16 protein-coding genes are annotated in these 16,250 nt (G+C 67.3%); 5 read left to right on the forward strand and 11 right to left on the reverse strand.

Annotation, left to right across the window (positions count from 1 at the left end; genetic code table 11):
• Positions 1–82: 82 nt before the first annotated feature.
• Positions 83–463 carry a hypothetical protein gene (locus Q5762_RS27540; RefSeq protein WP_315894938.1) on the reverse strand — a complete coding sequence of 127 codons (381 nt, stop codon included), beginning with the start codon at positions 461–463 and terminating at the stop codon, positions 83–85.
• Positions 464–541: 78 nt separating this feature from the next.
• A complete protein-coding gene (locus tag Q5762_RS27545; protein WP_399495275.1) occupies positions 542–844 on the reverse strand; it encodes a hypothetical protein in 303 nt (100 codons plus the stop codon).
• A gap of 149 nt (positions 845–993) precedes the next feature.
• Here Q5762_RS27545 and Q5762_RS27550 point away from each other — a divergent pair, with 149 nt between their 5' ends.
• On the forward strand, positions 994–1,284 hold the full coding sequence (locus Q5762_RS27550; RefSeq protein ID WP_315894940.1) for a hypothetical protein: 291 nt from the start codon (positions 994–996) through the stop codon (positions 1,282–1,284).
• Here the strand turns inward: Q5762_RS27550 and Q5762_RS27555 are convergent.
• The 5 genes from Q5762_RS27555 to dnaB form a co-directional block, all read right to left on the reverse strand.
• Positions 1,269–3,935, reverse strand: coding sequence for a TniQ family protein (locus Q5762_RS27555; RefSeq protein ID WP_315894941.1), 2,667 nt, complete (start codon positions 3,933–3,935; stop codon positions 1,269–1,271). The genes Q5762_RS27550 and Q5762_RS27555 overlap by 16 nt on opposite strands.
• Positions 3,932–5,050, reverse strand: coding sequence for an AAA family ATPase (locus tag Q5762_RS27560; protein WP_315894942.1), 1,119 nt, complete (start codon positions 5,048–5,050; stop codon positions 3,932–3,934). Before Q5762_RS27560 ends, Q5762_RS27555 begins: the two co-directional genes overlap by 4 nt.
• Positions 5,047–7,176 (reverse strand): helix-turn-helix domain-containing protein, encoded by a 2,130-nt coding sequence (locus Q5762_RS27565; protein ID WP_315894943.1) that lies wholly within the window; start codon positions 7,174–7,176, stop codon positions 5,047–5,049. The genes Q5762_RS27560 and Q5762_RS27565 overlap by 4 nt, the downstream gene beginning before the upstream one ends.
• Complete coding sequence (locus Q5762_RS27570; RefSeq protein ID WP_315894944.1) at positions 7,173–7,904, reverse strand: TnsA-like heteromeric transposase endonuclease subunit; 732 nt, start codon at positions 7,902–7,904, stop codon at positions 7,173–7,175. The genes Q5762_RS27565 and Q5762_RS27570 overlap by 4 nt, the downstream gene beginning before the upstream one ends.
• A gap of 210 nt (positions 7,905–8,114) precedes the next feature.
• On the reverse strand, positions 8,115–9,602 hold the full coding sequence (gene dnaB / locus Q5762_RS27575) for a replicative DNA helicase (protein ID WP_315894945.1): 1,488 nt from the start codon (positions 9,600–9,602) through the stop codon (positions 8,115–8,117).
• Positions 9,603–10,026: 424 nt separating this feature from the next.
• Here dnaB and Q5762_RS27580 point away from each other — a divergent pair, with 424 nt between their 5' ends.
• A complete protein-coding gene (locus tag Q5762_RS27580; protein ID WP_315894946.1) occupies positions 10,027–11,364 on the forward strand; it encodes an MATE family efflux transporter in 1,338 nt (445 codons plus the stop codon).
• Between the two features lie 123 nt (positions 11,365–11,487).
• Here Q5762_RS27580 and rplI read toward each other — a convergent pair whose 3' ends face one another.
• The 4 genes from rplI to rpsF all read right to left on the reverse strand — a co-directional run bounded on the left by rplI (position 11,488) and on the right by rpsF (position 13,209).
• A complete protein-coding gene (gene rplI, locus Q5762_RS27585) occupies positions 11,488–11,934 on the reverse strand; it encodes a 50S ribosomal protein L9 (RefSeq protein ID WP_315894947.1) in 447 nt (148 codons plus the stop codon).
• Between the two features lie 18 nt (positions 11,935–11,952).
• Positions 11,953–12,189: a 30S ribosomal protein S18 gene (gene rpsR, locus Q5762_RS27590; RefSeq protein WP_003956534.1), complete on the reverse strand. Its 237-nt coding sequence runs from the start codon at positions 12,187–12,189 to the stop codon at positions 11,953–11,955.
• 58 nt (positions 12,190–12,247) lie between these two features.
• The gene (locus Q5762_RS27595) at positions 12,248–12,844 is read right to left on the reverse strand and encodes a single-stranded DNA-binding protein (protein ID WP_315894948.1); all 597 of its coding nucleotides are present in this window, start codon (positions 12,842–12,844) and stop codon (positions 12,248–12,250) included.
• A gap of 74 nt (positions 12,845–12,918) precedes the next feature.
• Positions 12,919–13,209 (reverse strand): 30S ribosomal protein S6, encoded by a 291-nt coding sequence (rpsF, locus tag Q5762_RS27600; RefSeq protein ID WP_004950685.1) that lies wholly within the window; start codon positions 13,207–13,209, stop codon positions 12,919–12,921.
• A 283-nt stretch (positions 13,210–13,492) separates the two neighbouring features.
• On the opposite strand from rpsF, the gene Q5762_RS27605 reads away from it, so the two are divergent.
• The 3 genes from Q5762_RS27605 to Q5762_RS27615 all read left to right on the forward strand — a co-directional run bounded on the left by Q5762_RS27605 (position 13,493) and on the right by Q5762_RS27615 (position 16,170).
• Positions 13,493–13,792 carry a hypothetical protein gene (locus Q5762_RS27605; RefSeq protein WP_315894949.1) on the forward strand — a complete coding sequence of 100 codons (300 nt, stop codon included), beginning with the start codon at positions 13,493–13,495 and terminating at the stop codon, positions 13,790–13,792.
• Between the two features lie 130 nt (positions 13,793–13,922).
• Positions 13,923–15,041, forward strand: a complete 1,119-nt coding sequence (locus tag Q5762_RS27610; RefSeq protein WP_315894950.1) for a peptidoglycan bridge formation glycyltransferase FemA/FemB family protein — start codon at positions 13,923–13,925, stop codon at positions 15,039–15,041.
• Between the two features lie 97 nt (positions 15,042–15,138).
• Positions 15,139–16,170 (forward strand): alanine racemase, encoded by a 1,032-nt coding sequence (locus Q5762_RS27615; RefSeq protein WP_315894951.1) that lies wholly within the window; start codon positions 15,139–15,141, stop codon positions 16,168–16,170.
• Positions 16,171–16,250: the final 80 nt, after the last annotated feature.

Genomic DNA, 16,250 nt, shown 5'->3' on the forward strand with positions numbered 1-16,250 from the left:
GCGGTGTCTCACGCGGGTTGGCATTGGTTCTGTCTCACGGCCATGTCATTTCCTCGAAGCCATCCTGGCTCCCTGGCTCATGTCATCCAAAGAGCAGTTCGACGTTCGAGTCGACGCAGATGTTCAACACGATCACGAGCTGTCGGGCGTCCTCGATGTGCCGCAAGACAGTGGGGTCGCCTTCCACGGTCTCCCACTCCGTGATGATCTCGGCCAGCCGGGGCAGGACCCTGGCGCAATCGGCGGCGGATAGATCACCGGAATCGTCAGGATGGTCCAGCAGGGGCTCAAGCGTCGATGAGATCTCGCTCCATTGCCGGTCCCCGCCGAAACCCCACATGTCCGGCAGCGTGAACCCCTCGGCCTGCGCCAAGCGCTGGCGGAAGGCGCTGAAACCCGAGTAGGACCAGCTGATGTCTGGGCTGGTGAGGTCACCGTCCCCAGGGAACAGACACAATCCCACGAAGCCTCCTCGATCGAGACTTCATGATCGAGCTGGCAGGGCGGGTGCGGCAAGCGACTATCCGACCCCAGCGAGCAATCACGACGGCAGGGCTGCGATCTGCCGACGGGCTGAGTCCCAGACCTCCTCGAACTGGTCAGAGGTCAGCTTCTCCGGATCGTGGCCTTCCCATTCAGAGACGGGCAGTTCTGCTGTGATCCCGAACCTGTTGTCGTACTCGTCGAGGCGGCCTGTGTCGCGGGCCTGCTGCCATTCGGCGAGGGAGGCGGCTGCGATCGGGATCAACTCAGGCCCTTCGAGCTCGATCTGCCGGGTTACCCAACCTTCGGCGTCGACCTCGAAGTAGAACGAGACGTCTTCCTCGGCCCAGTAGCAGCGCATCCATGTCGTCACCAGCCCATGATGACAACATGCTCTGAACTGCTCGCCGGGGCAATGTCAGAGCCGTGTTGGAGGATCACGCCATGCTGATTGCAACTGATGAGGCGGGCCGCGTGGTGAGGAAGCCTTCGAAGCCAGCGATAGGCAGGATGCTGGCTAACCTCCAGCGCGGTAACGCGCATCTGGTCCTGGAGCGCGCGGAGGAGGACCTGGAGGGCAGCTGGTATGTCCAGGTGCTGCTGCGTGACGACAACACGTACCAACTCGAATTCAGGGACGGCGTAGCGGCCGAGCACTATCAGACCCGGACCGTCTCCCAGGCGAAGGTCCTGACCGCCATGCTCGGCTGGGCGGCCGGCAAGGCGGACTGGCAGGACAGCTTCATGTGGAACAACATGGGCTCACAGTTCAGGGCCGATGACATTCAAGATGAGGACTGACCCGTGCACTGGCCCGGCATTGTGCGGATGGCCGCGATGACCTTCTCGCCGAAGGGCGTCAGTTTCATGGCCCGGCCGCGTTCCGCGCGTTCAAGCAGTGCTTTTCCGAGGTCCCGTTCGAGGCGGTTGATCTGGATCACCAGGGCCGACGGATGGATGCCGAGGTCTTGGGCTGCTTCGGTGAGGGTGGGATAGGACTGGGCTGCCAGGAACCGCGAGACTCGTTGCCGTGCGTATGGGCTGGTCAACGCTTTGCGGAGGATGGCGGGGAGAGCCTCGGCTTCGTCGGCGGTGCGGAGAGCGGTCTGGTGGCTGGCTCCGCCGCGTGGCCGGAGAGGAATCTTGTGGGTGTGGGCCCAGCGAGCCATGTTCGCAGTGCTCATGCCGGCTTCTCGGGCGAGGTCCGGCAGGGTCCGTCGGCGGTGGACGTACTGATCGATGAGCCAGTCCCGTTCGATGGTGCCGCGGCGCCTGTAGTCCTGTGGCCCCTCGCGGAGCGGGATGCCGTACTCCTTCGCGAGGTCGGTCAGCACTCTGCGGGAGAAGCCGGTGAAGGTGGCGATCTGCTGGAGGGACCGGTGTTCGTCGAGGTAGAGCCGGGTGAAGCGCTCTGCCGGAATGGCTTGCCGGGCTTGCTGCCGGATGCGGCCAGTGGCTCTGGCAGCGTTCTTTGTCAGCGTGGGTGCGGGGGCTGGGTGTTCGTCGAGAGCATGCCGGATGGCCTCGACGGTCGTGCCCAGGACCTGGGCGGCGTGCTGAACGGGGTGCTGGCGTTCTCGGACGAGTTGGTGCAGGTGGGGTAGGTCGACGCGCGCCGGGTCGGGGCCGGGAAGTGAGAGCCCTGCCAGCAAGGTGGTGGGAGGCTGCCAGGTCAAGGGTTCGTCGTGGATGTGGTGTGAGGCCAGGAAGTTGAGAGCTTCCTGCTGGAGGGCGTGTGCGAGTTCGGGGGTCTGAAGCGCTGTGAACCGCAAGGACGTCGCCCGGAACTCTGCGCTGTCGAGCCCACCCAGGTCGTCGGGGAGAGACTCGGCGGGCAGGCCGCTGAGACGTTGGAAGAGCTGGCTGCGTGCGATGCGTTCGCGCCGTCCGGTTCCCGGGGGTGTTCCGGTGCGGCGGCAGATCTCCAGCCAGCGGTCATGGGGAAGCAGGCCGGTGTAGTCGAGGAGTCGGCGCCGGCCGTAGTCGATGGGGGTGCTGTTGGCATCGAGGTACTCGACGAGCCGGTCCAGGGCAGTGGCGGTGTCCGGCCATTGCGGAAGGTCGTCGAGTTCCTGAAGGAGGCGTGAGACCTCGGTGCCGTCGATGGCGTCGCCAACCAGCCCGGCTGCCTGGTCCAGGGATGTGCGGCTGTCGGGAATCAGCAGCAGGGCGGCGAGAACGGGGGCCAGAGCCCGCGCATGAATTCCTTCAGGTGGTGCGAGCCGGATCATCCAGTACGACCAGAACATCGTGGGGATCTTCCTGGCTCGCTGCTCGATGTCTTGCGTGGTCCTGGTCGGTCGGCGGGGAGTCTCGGCCGTGATGCGGTAGCGGACGTATTCGCTGGGGCGGAGGGAAGAGGCGAGGGCGGCCAGGTGCACGGACTGCAGCACCGGGCTGATGCCCCGCCCCCAGCTGTCGATGCTGGTCGCGGAGATCCGCGCGAGTTCCTCGCGTACTGCTTCCAGCAGGTCCCGCAGGGCCTCGCCGGCAGGGTGGATTCCTGGTTGATCCAGGATGCTCAGGGCCATGGTGACCGCGACGGCTGTGTCCGCAGCTCGGAATGGGGCCATGAACCCCGGACGTTCCGTCGCCTGTCCGGTGTGCGGGGAGACCGGATCGGTGCTGAGGTGTGCTTCTGCGATATCAACCGGGATCTGTTCCCGTAGGACAGCCGCCGGCAGGTCGCTCAGGACGCGGATGCCCAAGGCGCGGATGTCGGCCAGCACCGCTGATGCCGGCTGGGGAGAGGTCCGGTAGGGGCCGAAGGCTGCCGTTGCTCCGCTGATGATCTCGGATACCCGGTCCTGCGCCGTGAGAACCATGTGGCCAGGAGGCAGAAGAAGCGTCGAAGCACGGGTCAGGTCGGTGCCGCAACCCGCCGTGATCGGACCGCCGGGGCGGATCGGTGGATTGCCGCAGAGTTCAGGCCGGGGAACGGACCGGCCGGAACGAGGCCGCTGCCGTGGGACCCGTCCGCAGTGCGGGCAGCGGTCCGCCAGCAGGCGGCGGTGCCGGGTGCAGGCGAAGGAGAAGCCAAGCCGCCAGGACAGTTGCCAGCGCCCATCGCTGGAGTGGAGGCAGTCCGGGCAGAACCGGGATCCGCTTCCGCGTCCCCAAAGGACATGCCGTGTCACAGCCCGGCCTCCGGAACTCAGCTGCAGCGCTCGTCCGTCATAGTGCGCCAGGGTCATCGCGGTGACGGCCTCCGGGACCGTGCCGGTGGCGTGTGCGACAGCGGCGGCCAACCGGTCGTCGAGGAAGATCGTCCAGTCTGTCGGGATGCCCCGGAACTGGTTTCCGGCCCGGTGCCGGACCGGGAAGCCGAGGTGCAGCAGGACATCACCGAGTGCGGTGTCCATCCGTCTGGCCGTTGCCTCCAGCCATGAGTCCAGGGCCTCGCCGGGCAGTGGAGGCAGCCGGATCGGCAGGGTGCGGGTCGGCGTTCTCATGCGGGTCGTCGCAGCCGGGGCCGCGGGCGGCTGGTCAGCCGTTTCTTCTCCAGCGCGGCCTGAAGTTCGAGGCGGGCAGCCTCGGATGCCTCGTCGTTCTTCACCCGGTCCATGAGCTCCTGGTCAAGACGTTCGGCGCCGGTGCGGACCGCCCGCTGGCAGCTGCGGTTGATCAGCGTCATCAGCGAGCCGATGTGTCCGGTGCTGCGGGCGAAGAGGTAGTCCGACAGGTCGTCCGCGAGCATGCCGGGGTGTTTGTCGGTGAGCACGACGCGCTGTTCGAGGGCCAGCAGCATCTGCCGCCACTCCCGGCGCCCGGCCTCCGTATCGATGGTGAACGGTCGAAGTCCGAGGCGGGTGGTGCGGCGGCCGGTCTGGGCCAGAGCGGTGTCGCGCCCGTTCGTTCCTTCGCCGAACAGGCCCTTCCTCGCGAGCTCAACGCCCACCATCAGCAACGTCACCGGGAACTCGTTGGCGATCCACTTCAGGTGGTTACTCACCTCGATGCCGCTCTTCTGCCCCCATTTCAAAAAGTGCAGATCGTCCAGAACCACCAGGCGGACATCACAGGACAGCACGCAGTCCAGCACCCGCCGTCCGAACTGGGCGGTGGTCCCCCGCATCTGTCCGGGGTGACCGAAGAACTCCAGCATGGCCCGGTTGAGATCCTTCATCCCGGTGTTCCCGGTCAGCCCGACCCGGCAGACCGGGATCCGCTCGTGCCCTTGGCTCGTAAACGCTCCCGACTCCTCGATCTCCCGCTGGTGGAAGTCCCGAGCGAAAGCCAGCACCGAGGTCGTCTTGCCCAGCCCCGGGAACGCGTCGACGGCCACCGCCCCCTTGGCCTTGTCCCCGTCCTGCTCGTTGCTGTCGACGATGTCCCAAAGGTCTTCATGGAGCTCTGTCAGTTGCGGCGTCTTGACCGGGCCGATGTTCGCGTGCCACTGCCGGCGCTGACGGTCGTAGTCCGCCCGCGCCTGCGTGGGCAGGGACTTCAGCTGTTCTCGGGTCAGCAGGTCGGGCCGGCGACGGCGAGGGCTCTCGGCGAACGCCTTGAAGTCCTCCTTCCGCGACAAGGCAAGATTGCCCGGATGCGGAACGCTGCCGTCATTCACACGTCCTCCAGGGCATCGGCGTAGAAGTCGTCCTCCCCGGCGAGGTCCTCCAGATCAGCCTCGTCGTCATCCCCTGTCTCCGTCACCACATCTGGCTCCCGCCGTTCCGCGGTCTGCTCGTCCTGGCCGAGGGCCTTGCGTACGGACGGAAGCGAGACGACCGTTTCCGCCTCACTCTCCGGAAGTTCGATGGCGGCCTGCTCGCGCGAGAGCCGCAGCGCCATGCGCCGCTCGGCGATCGTGGTGCCCAGCCCGAGATTCCACCGCTCCAACAAATCAGCGACGGCGAGCCGGTCGTCGGGAAAGCGATACTTCGAGGCAGCCAGCTGCCGGGCGAACGTCAACGCGTCCTCGCTCAGCGGCATCTCGGCCGACGGCGCGTGTTCCCAGACCAGCGTGTGCCAGGCCCGAGTAGCCGGATCACGGAAGTAGATCCGGGTGATGTCGTCGGGGTCCACCTGGAAGGGCCAGCCGTTCTTGACCGGACTGTCGTAGGGGCTGCGGACGCCCGGCTCGGGCAGGCCGGGGCCGCTGTAGCGGCGGCGGCCTATCTCGACTCCGTAGTGCTGGACCGTGCGCCACTTCGTCTGGAGGAACTCGAAGGCGAGATCGCGATCCCGGGGAACCTCGATGTAGCCGGCGCGGGCCATGCCGTGCTCGAACATCTTCGCCGGGGACATCCGCAGACCCGGCAGGCCCGGATCGACCAGGCTGGAGTGCGGCCGGCAGTGATAGACCGCCGCGGTCCACTCCCGGATGATCGCCTCAAGCTCGTCGAGGAAGAAGAACGCGTCGTCCTCCGGGCTCTCGCCTCGCGAGTGGATGTCGGGCCCCTTGTAGCCGGGCAGCACCTGCAGCAGTCCCTCCCGCAGGGTTCGGAAGTAGCGCTCGACCGGCCCCTTGTCGCGGCCCGTCCGCAGCCGGGCCGGCTGGATGGAGATGCCCATCCGTCGGCAGACACTGGTCAGATGCTCCGAGACGTAGACCTTGCCGTGGTCGACGACCAGCGTCTCGGGAACCAGTGGAGGCGAGGCCAGCCCTGGGCCGGTGGCGCCTTCGACGTCGACCAGGAGGGTGCGGGGGATGCCGTGCTCGGGCCAGACCGCGTGCCGCGGCCAGTCCCGCCCCGCCGGCCGCGGCCGAAACGACTGGAATAGCACCGCGCTGACATCGACCGCCTTCGTCGAGACCGGCGTGAGCCGGACGCCCGTGATGCAGCGGGTGTACCAGTCCATCCCGACACTCAGCTCGGCCTGCACCCACTTCAGGGTCAGCGGGTCGAACGCGAAGACGTCCAGGCGGGTGGAGTCCATCAGCAGGTACTCACCCGGCCGCGTCGGCCGCAACTTGCCGTACGGACCCTCCGGCCGATCGGCAATATCCCGATTGCGCTTCGTACTCAACCGGAACAGCGGGTGTCGCCGCTCCAGCTCTGTGAGCACCCGGTAGGCCGTGGCTTGGCTGGGCTGGGGTACGACTTCAGGACCGAACCGCGCGATCACCCGGGCCTGGGTCCGGTCTATGACCATCTTGCGTGATGGCTTCGACTCTCCGGTGTGCTCGACCATGACTTCCAGCGCGGTCTCCACCCATCGGTCGTCGGCCCTGCCGAAGGGCCTTGCCTGGGGACTTGTCCGCTGCACCAGGCCGGCCTCACCGTGTCGGCGGTAGTCGGCGACCCACCGTCGAATAGTGCGATCAGTGACTCCGAGTTCCGCAGCTTTCGCCGCATAGCGGGCGTCCAGCGACAGCGTCGGCGCGTACGGAGCTCGCGGTTCGCCTTCACGCGCAAGTTCGGTACTGCCGGACCGATATCCCGTGAGGAGTTCCCGAATGTGCTCGGCCCGCTCCAGGATCTTCCGTCTGTCCTCCTCGTCCAACTGCCCCAGTACCACCGAGGCAATCTCCTCGGCGTCGTCCGAGGACGGTCCAAGCCCCTCGGGGATAAGGGTGGCCCGGTCGGAGAAGAGCAGTTCCCGCAAGGACAGACGCAGGAGCCTGCCGTGGCGGTCCTTGAGGACGGCCTCGTTGCCGGCCGTGGTGGCAGCCACCTCGACCACCTCGACGGTCTCCCCGTCGTAGCGGAAGTGTGTACCGACACCGACCCGCGCTCCGGCCCTGGTCACGCCGTCCTCCTGAGCACGTGCGCAGGGCTGAACGGCCGGTCGAGATCCACCGTGAGCTCGCGTGTCCACAGCAAGTGATAGACCGCAGACCGGACTTGCTCCTCCGGGCGGCTGGGCAAGCTGGCCACCGCGCGACGCAGAGAGACTCCGTCAAGCTCAGCGCCTCGGAGCTCGTCGACGAGCCCACGATCAAACAGCCAGTCTCTGCGGTAACCCGACAGGAAGCGGATGTTCTCCACCTGTGCCGCGGGTGGCTCGCTCCAGACCTCGTACTTCCACCCGCGGACCTCCACCACCTCACGGGTCCAGCCGAAAGTGAAGGCCACCTCCGGCTTGGACAACCGGTGCAGTGGCTTCACATCCACGACCACGGGCCCCTCGTCAGTGACCAGGAGATAGTCCGGGATGTGCTTGCGCACCGCCCCGTCCACCTCGGCCTTGAGCAGGAAGGGCTGGGCCACGACACGCCGTACGAACGGATCGAAATCAGCGAAGAGGAGCCGCGCGAGTTCGAGGCGCGACTCGTAGATGACGTGATCGCGCATTGTGGCGGACCAGTAGGTACCCGAGTAGTGCCGTTGGCCCCTGTACCAGCGGAAGGTCCGCCAGGGTGCCGCCGCCGCAAGCTGGTCGGTCGAGGTCCCGGCCCACTCCCGGTTCTCGATCAGGCTGCCGTTCGCTCCCCGAATGCTCACGGTGATCGATGCCGCGCTCAGCCCTGCCGCCATGAGTCACCCCCGGATCGTCGGCAGCCTCCCCCGCGAGCGCTACGTTCGCATTCGAGTGGGACTCCCGCGCCGGGCCCAAAGCAAGGTCACCCGAACGAGTGACGGCAGTGATCAGCGATTCTCAATCCCGTGTCAGATCGGCCAGCCTGATGACATCACGACTGAGAAAATGACACGGGATTAGAGAACCTACACCTACATCGCGACCGATCAGGTCTGTGCCATGTCGACGAAACGGGAGTAGTGGCCCTGGAAGGCCACCGTGATCGTTGCCGTGGGGCCGTTTCGGTGCTTGCCGACGATGATGTCCGCCTCGCCCGCGCGGGGGGACTCCTTCTCGTAGGCGTCCTCCCGGTGCAGCAGGATGACCATGTCCGCGTCCTGCTCGATCGAGCCGGATTCACGCAGGTCGGAGACCATCGGCTTCTTGTCGGTGCGCTGCTCGGGACCACGGTTCAGCTGGGAGAGCGCGATCACCGGCAGCTCCAGCTCCTTGGCGAGGAGCTTCAGGTTTCGCGACATGTCGGAGACCTCCTGCTGGCGGCTCTCCTGCCGCTTGGACCCACCCGACTGCATCAGCTGCAGATAGTCGATGACAACGAGCTTGAGCCCGGCGCGCTGCTTGAGCCGGCGGCACTTGGCGCGGATCTCCATCATCGACAGGTTCGGGGAGTCGTCGATGTACAGCGGGGCCTGGGAGACGTCCGGCATCCGTCGTGCCAGCCGGGTCCAGTCCTCGTCGGTCATGGTGCCGGACCGCATGTGGTGCAGCGCGACCCGGGCCTCTGCCGAGAGCAGCCGCATCGCGATCTCGTTGCGGCCCATTTCGAGGGAGAAGATGACGCTGGGCAGGTTGTGCTTGATGGAGCACGCCCGGGCGAAGTCCAGCGCGAGCGTCGACTTACCCATGGCGGGACGGGCCGCGATGATGATCATCTGGCCCGGGTGCAGCCCGTTGGTGAGCTGGTCGAGGTCGGTGAAGCCGGTCGGCACACCGGTCATCTCGCCACTGCGGGAGCCGATCGCCTCGATCTCGTCGAGCGCGCCCTCCATGATGTCGCCGAGGGGCAGATAGTCCTCGGTCGTGCGCTGCTCCGTGACCGCGTAGATCTCGGCCTGGGCCGAGTTCACGATCTCGTCGACGTCCCCGTCGGCCGCGTATCCCATCTGCGTGATCTTGGTGCCGGCCTCCACGAGACGGCGCAGCACGGCCCGCTCATGGACGATCTCCGCGTAGTACGCCGCGTTGGCCGCGGTCGGCACCGACTGCACGAGCGTGTGGAGATACGAGGCGCCGCCGACGCGGGTGATCTCACCGCGCTTGGTGAGCTCCGCGCCGACCGTGATCGGGTCGGCCGGCTCGCCCTTCGCGTACAGGTCGAGGATCGCCGCGTAGACCGTCTCGTGAGCCGGCTTGTAGAAGTCGTGTCCCTTGATGATCTCCACGACGTCCGCGATGGCGTCCTTGGAGAGCAGCATGCCGCCGAGGACGGACTGCTCCGCGTCGAGATCCTGCGGGGGCACCCGCTCGAAGCCGGACAGGCCGCTGTCCCACGGGCCGCTCTCGCTGCCGCGGTCGTGCTGGTCCTCACGGCCCCGACCACGTCCACGGCCCTCGCCGCGGGGTCGCGCGACGGGCAGCCGCTCACTCGGTCCGCTGTCGGCCCAGGGGTCGTCCAAGGGCTCGGGAATGCTCACCAAGCCACCTCCTCCCGTCCGCTCCGCGGACCTAGCCGTGCCACTCTTTCTTACGCCACGGCTCGGACAAACAAGAGGCTTTGACTCCGCTTCTGGCGCGTCGGGCGCCGGACCACGGTAGGCCCGCGGGCACCGTCAGCCAATCTGGTTATCCACAGGGCCTGTGGGTGAACGACCAGATGCTGTGGAGAACTCACCGGAACCTGTGCACGGACCGGGGGACAGCCATGTGGACAAACTCATAACCCACCCCACAGCACCCCCCTGACCTGCGCTTCTTCCGTCCACCGACTGTGGGGGAGAAAAACTTTTCCCTCCGGACCAAGATCAGAACAAACGGCGCACACCCGCGACTACACAGAGAGGACTTGTAAGGACCCCAGAGGCATTGTATCTCTTACCTGTGGAAGATTAGATTTGATCCATGACCCAGGCTCCCCCGACCTCCAAGGCCGTCCGCCGGCTGCATGACCGAGAGATCGTCTCGCTCGCGCTCCCGGCCTTCGGCGCGCTCGTCGCCGAGCCACTCTTCCTGATGGTCGACAGCGCCATTGTCGGCCACCTCGGCACCCCCCAGCTCGCCGGTCTCGCCATCGCGGCGGCACTGCTCACCACCGCCGTCAGCGTCTTCGTCTTCCTCGCCTACGCGACCACAGCGGCCGTCGCCCGCCGCGTGGGCGCCGGTGACCTCAAGGCCGCCATCCGCCAGGGCATGGACGGCGTCTGGCTCGCGCTCCTCCTCGGAGCGGCGGTCGTGGCCGTCACCCTGCCGACGACCCCTTGGCTGGTCGACATCTTCGGAGCCTCCGACACAGCAGCCCCCTACGCCACCACCTACCTCCGAATCTCCATCCTGGGCATCCCCGCCATGCTCGTGGTCCTGGCCGCCACAGGTGTCCTGCGCGGCTTCCAGGACACCCGTACACCGCTCTACGTCGCCATCGGCGGCTTCACGGCCAACGCGCTGCTAAACGTCGGCCTGGTGTACGGCGCCGGAATGGGCATCGCCGGCTCGGCCTGGGGCACGGTCATCGCCCAGTTCGCCATGGCCGCCGTGTACCTCGTCGTGGTCGTCCGGGGCGCCCGGCGACACGGTGCCTCCCTACGGCCCGACGCGGCAGGCATACGCGCCAGCGCCCAGGCGGGCGCCCCCCTCCTCGTCCGTACGCTCTCCCTGCGCGCGGTCCTCCTGATCGCCACCGCTGTCGCCGCCCGCATGGGCGACGCCGAGGTCGCCGCCCACCAGATCATCCTGTCTCTGTGGAGCCTGATGGCCTTCGCGCTGGACGCGATCGCGATCGCCGGCCAGGCCATCATCGGGCGCTACCTCGGCGCGGACGACGCCGACGGCGCCAGACAGGTCTGCCGCCGCATGGTCCAGTGGGGTGTGGTCTCCGGAGTCGTCCTGGGCGCACTCCTCGTCATCGCCCGACCGCTCTTCATCCCGCTCTTCACCGGCGACACCACGGTCCAGGACACCCTGCTCCCGGCGCTGCTCGTCGTCGCGGTCTCCCAGCCGATCGCCGGGGTGGTCTTCGTCCTCGACGGCGTCCTGATGGGCGCGGGCGACGGCCCCTACCTGGCCTGGGCCATGTTGCTCACTCTGGCCGTCTTCGCCCCGGTCGCGCTCCTGGTGCCGGCGCTCGGCGGCGGGCTCACGGCGCTGTGGTGGGCGATGACGCTCATGATGACCGTCAGACTGCTGACCCTCTGGATGCGATCGCGCTCCGGCCGCTGGATCGTCACCGGCGCCACGCGGTGACCACCGATGCCCACGCGGTGAATGTTTCACGTGAAACGCCATGTTTCACGTGAAACGGCGGAAGGGCCGCACCCCGAGGGGTGCGGCCCTTCCTGCTCCTGAGAGCAACTGCTGAGAGCAGCGTTACGCGGCGACGACCTCGACGCCGAGCTTCGCGGCAACCTCGGGGTGCAGACGCACGGACACCTGGTGCGAGCCCAGGGTCTTGATCGGCGAACCGAGCTCGACGCGACGCTTGTCGACGTCGGGGCCACCCGCGGACTTGATCGCCGTGGCGATGTCAGCCGGGGTCACGGAGCCGAAGAGGCGGCCGGCGTCGCCGGAGCGAACGGCCAGACGCACCTTCACGCCTTCGAGCTGGGCCTTGATCTCGTTGGCCTGCTCGATGGTCGCGATCTCGTGGATCTTGCGGGCGCGGCGGATCTGCGCCACGTCCTTCTCGCCACCCTTGGTCCAGCGGATCGCGAAACCACGCGGGACCAGGTAGTTGCGAGCGTAACCGTCCTTGACGTCGACGACATCGCCGGCGGCACCGAGGCCAGAGACCTCGTGGGTGAGGATGATCTTCATTTTTCGGTCACCCTTCCCTTATCGCGCGGTGGACGTGTAGGGCAGCAGCGCCATCTCACGGCTGTTCTTCACGGCCGTGGCGACGTCACGCTGGTGCTGCGTGCAGTTGCCGGTGACGCGGCGGGCGCGAATCTTGCCGCGGTCGGAAATGAACTTCCGCAGCATGTTCGTGTCCTTGTAGTCCACGTACACGGTCTTGTCCTTGCAGAACGCGCAGACCTTCTTCTTAGGCTTGCGCACAGGCGGCTTCGCCATGGTGTTTCTCCTGTGTGATCAAGAAGTTTGGGTACGAGCTGCCTTCCAGGGCTATGCCCTAGAAGGGGGGCTCGTCCGAGTAGCCGCCGCCGCTGGAGTTGGAGTTTCCTCCACCCCAGCTGCCTCCGCCGCCCTGCTGCTGGCCGCCGCCGGCCGGCGCGCTGGTCGCCCACGGGTCGTCGGCGGGAGCACCGCCACCACCCTGCTGGCCACCGCCGGAGTTTCCACCCCAGCTACCGCCGCCGCCCTGCTGCTGACCGCCGCCACCGTAGCCACCCTGGCCACCGCGACCGGTGGTCTTGGTGACCTTGGCCGTGGCGTTCTTGAGGCTGGGGCCGACTTCCTCGACGTCCAGCTCGTAGACCGTGCGCTTGACGCCCTCGCGGTCCTCATAGGACCGCTGCTTCAGACGACCCTGCACGACGACACGCATGCCGCGCGTGAGGGACTCGGCGACGTTCTCCGCCGCCTGACGCCATACCGAGCAGGTCAGGAACAGGCTTTCGCCGTCCTTCCACTCATTGGTCTGACGGTCGAAGGTGCGGGGGGTGGACGCGATACGGAACTTCGCGACCGCCGCACCGGACGGGGTGAAGCGCAGCTCGGGGTCGTCGACAAGATTGCCGACGACCGTGATGACGGTCTCGCCTGCCATTGGATGAACCTCTCGGCGGGATTGCTTCTGGCTGCTTACTGCTACTCGAACCCGATGACCTCTGAGCTAGAAGCTCAGTGGGTCTCGGGGCGGAGGACCTTGGTCCGGAGGACCGACTCGTTCAGGTTCATCTGTCGGTCGAGCTCCTTGACGACCGCAGGCTCGGCCTGCAGGTCGATGACCGAGTAGATGCCCTCGGGCTTCTTCTTGATCTCGTAGGCGAGACGACGACGGCCCCAGGTGTCGACCTTCTCGACCTTTCCGTTGCCCTCACGGACGACAGAAAGGAAGTTCTCGATCAACGGGGAGACAGCGCGCTCCTCGAGATCGGGGTCGAGGATGACCATCACTTCGTAGTGACGCATGTGGAACCCACCTCCTTTGGACTCAGCGGCCACGGTCGTTCCGTGGCAGGAGGGTCGTGATGCGTAAACAACGGTATCCGCCACCACTGACAATCCCCCTCGGCGAGCGAGGAGGGCGTCGGGGTCCGAGTGGACCTGGGCAGACACCGGTGCAGACCGTACAGACTACCCGCACACCGGCTTCCGGTTGAAATCCGGTGGTGGGGGGACGCAATCTGTACACAACGGATGTCGGCGGCGCTACGATGCGCCGCCTTCCGGCAGGCACTCCAGGAGGTGCCCCATGGCACAGGCAATGCAACCCGACCCCGGACACTCTCTCCTCGCCACCGACGGCAAGCCTCACGTCCTCCAGGACACCCTGGTCGCCGTGACGCTCGTGCTCGGTGTGCTGGCCTTCACCACAGCGATGTTCCACCACCTGCACGTGCTGAGTTCCTGGGCCGGACTGCTCGGGATCATCGTGGGCGCGTTCGGACAGTTCATCTCCGTGACGACCAGGGAGCGCTTCGCGCTGATCGTCGGGCTGGGCGCCTCGGCGGTGGGCTTCTACCTCGGCATGTTCCACGGCGGCCTCGCCTGAGGCCTCCGGGGCCGCTCGCCGGCCCCTGGGGACACACGTCCCATCGGGGCGCTCCCCGGTCACAGTAGGCTTCGGCGCGAGAGCCGGAGCCCCTGACCGATGGGGACACACCTGCCGAGGAGCGCCCCGCATGAGCCTGACCCTGAGGACCATCAGCCGTGAGCAGCATCTGGCATTCATCCAGAGCCAGCCCGCGGCGAGCCACTGCCAGGTCCCGGCGTGGGCTGATGTGAAGACCGAGTGGCGCTCGGAGAACCTGGGTTGGTTCGACAAGTCCGGCGAACTCGTCGGCGCGGGCCTGGTGCTCTACCGCCAGCTGCCCAAGATCAAGCGCTACCTGGCCTATCTCCCCGAGGGCCCGGTCATCAACTGGTACGCCCCCAACCTCGACGACTGGCTGCAGCCGATGCTCGCGCATCTGAAGCAGCAGGGCGCCTTCTCCGTGAAGATGGGCCCGCCGGTCGTCATCCGGCGCTGGGACTCGGCGGCCATCAAGTCCGGGATCCAGGACCCGGACGTGAAGCGCCTGAAGGACGTCGAGGCCACGACGATCGAGCCGCGTGCCTTCGAAGTCGCCGACCGGCTGCGGAAGATGGGCTGGCAGCAGGGTGACGACGGCGGCGCCGGCTTCGGTGACGTCCAGCCCCGCTACGTCTTCCAGGTGCCGCTGGCCAACCGCTCGCTCGACGACGTCCTCAAGGGCTTCAACCAGCTGTGGCGCCGCAACATCAAGAAGGCCGACAAGGCCGGTGTCGAGGTCGTCCAGGGCGGCTACGAGGACCTCGCCGAGTGGCAGCGGCTGTACGAGATCACGGCCGTCCGCGACCACTTCCGCCCGCGCCCGCTCTCGTACTTCCAGCGGATGTGGACCGTCCTCAACAACGAGGACCCCAACCGCATGCGGCTGTACTTCGCGCGCCACGACGGGGTGAACCTCTCCGCGGCCACGATGCTCGTCGTCGGCGGGCACGTCTGGTACTCCTACGGAGCCTCGGACAACATCGGCCGCGAGGTCCGGCCCTCGAACGCGATGCAGTGGCGGATGCTGCGGGACGCCTACGCCATGGGCGCGACCGTCTACGACCTCCGCGGCATCTCCGACTCGCTCGACGAGACCGACCACCTCTTCGGCCTCATCCAGTTCAAGGTCGGCACGGGCGGCGAGGCCGTGGAGTACGTCGGCGAGTGGGACTTCCCGCTCAACAAGCTCCTGCACAAGGCGCTCGACATCTACATGTCGCGTCGCTGACGGCCCGGGCGTCGCGCCCGTAATCTCGTACGTAGTCTCGTAAATCTCGTACATACCTTTGCTTCACCGCAGCCACCAGAAAGGTTCCGGGCCGGCCATGGCGCTCTCCCTCTACGTCGACACCGCGCGCTGGCGGGCGCACCAGAAGTCCGTGATCGACCAGTTCCCCGGTCTGATCCCGGTCTGCAAGGGCAACGGCTACGGCTTCGGTCACGAGCGGCTGGCCGACGAGGCCTCCCGGTTCGGCTCGGACATGCTGGCCGTGGGCACCACGTACGAGGCCGCGAAGATCAAGGACTGGTTCGGTGGCGACCTGCTCGTCCTCACCCCGTTCCGGCGGGGCGAGGAGCCGGTGCCGCTGCCCGACCGGGTGATCCGGTCCGTGTCGTCCGTGGACGGCGTGCACGCCCTCGTGGGCGCCCGGGTGGTCATCGAGTGCATGAGCTCGATGAAGCGCCACGGCATCGGCGAGGATGACCTGGGACGGCTGCACGCGGCCATCGAGGACGTACGGCTGGAAGGTTTCGCCCTCCACCTGCCCCTGGACCGCACGGACGGCACCGACGCGGTCGAGGAGGTCATCGGCTGGATGGACCGGCTGCGGGCCGCCCGGCTCCCGCTGAACACCATGTTCGTCAGCCATCTGCGGGCCCAGGAGCAGGCCCGGCTCCAGCAGCAGTTCCCGCAGACCCGGTTCCGCGCCCGCATCGGCACCCGGCTCTGGCTGGGCGACCACGAGGCCACCGAGTACCGCGGCTCCGTCCTGGACGTCACCCGCGTCGCCAAGGGCGACCGCTTCGGCTACCGCCAGCAGAAGGCCGCCTCCGACGGCTGGCTGGTGGTCGTCGCCGGCGGCACCTCGCACGGAGTGGGCCTGGAGGCCCCCAAGGCGATGCACGGCGTGATGCCGCGCGCCAAGGGCGTGGCCCGCGCCGGTCTGGCGACCGTGAACCGGAACCTTTCGCCGTTCGTCTGGGCCGGCAAGCAGCGCTGGTTCGCCGAGCCGCCGCACATGCAGGTGTCGATCCTGTTCGTGCCGTCCGACTCCCAGGAGCCGAAGGTCGGCGACGAACTGGTGGCCCATCTGCGCCACACCACCACGCAGTTCGACCGGCTCGTCGAGCGCTAGAGCCAACGCCGTTCAGTTAAGGGCGGGGGCTGTTCGTCAAGGCCGGTGAACGAGGCAGCGGAGCTGCTGTAGAAGAGGTT

It is taken from the genome of Streptomyces sp. P9(2023) (assembly GCF_032436795.1).
Taxonomy (GTDB): Bacteria; Actinomycetota; Actinomycetes; order Streptomycetales; family Streptomycetaceae; genus Streptomyces.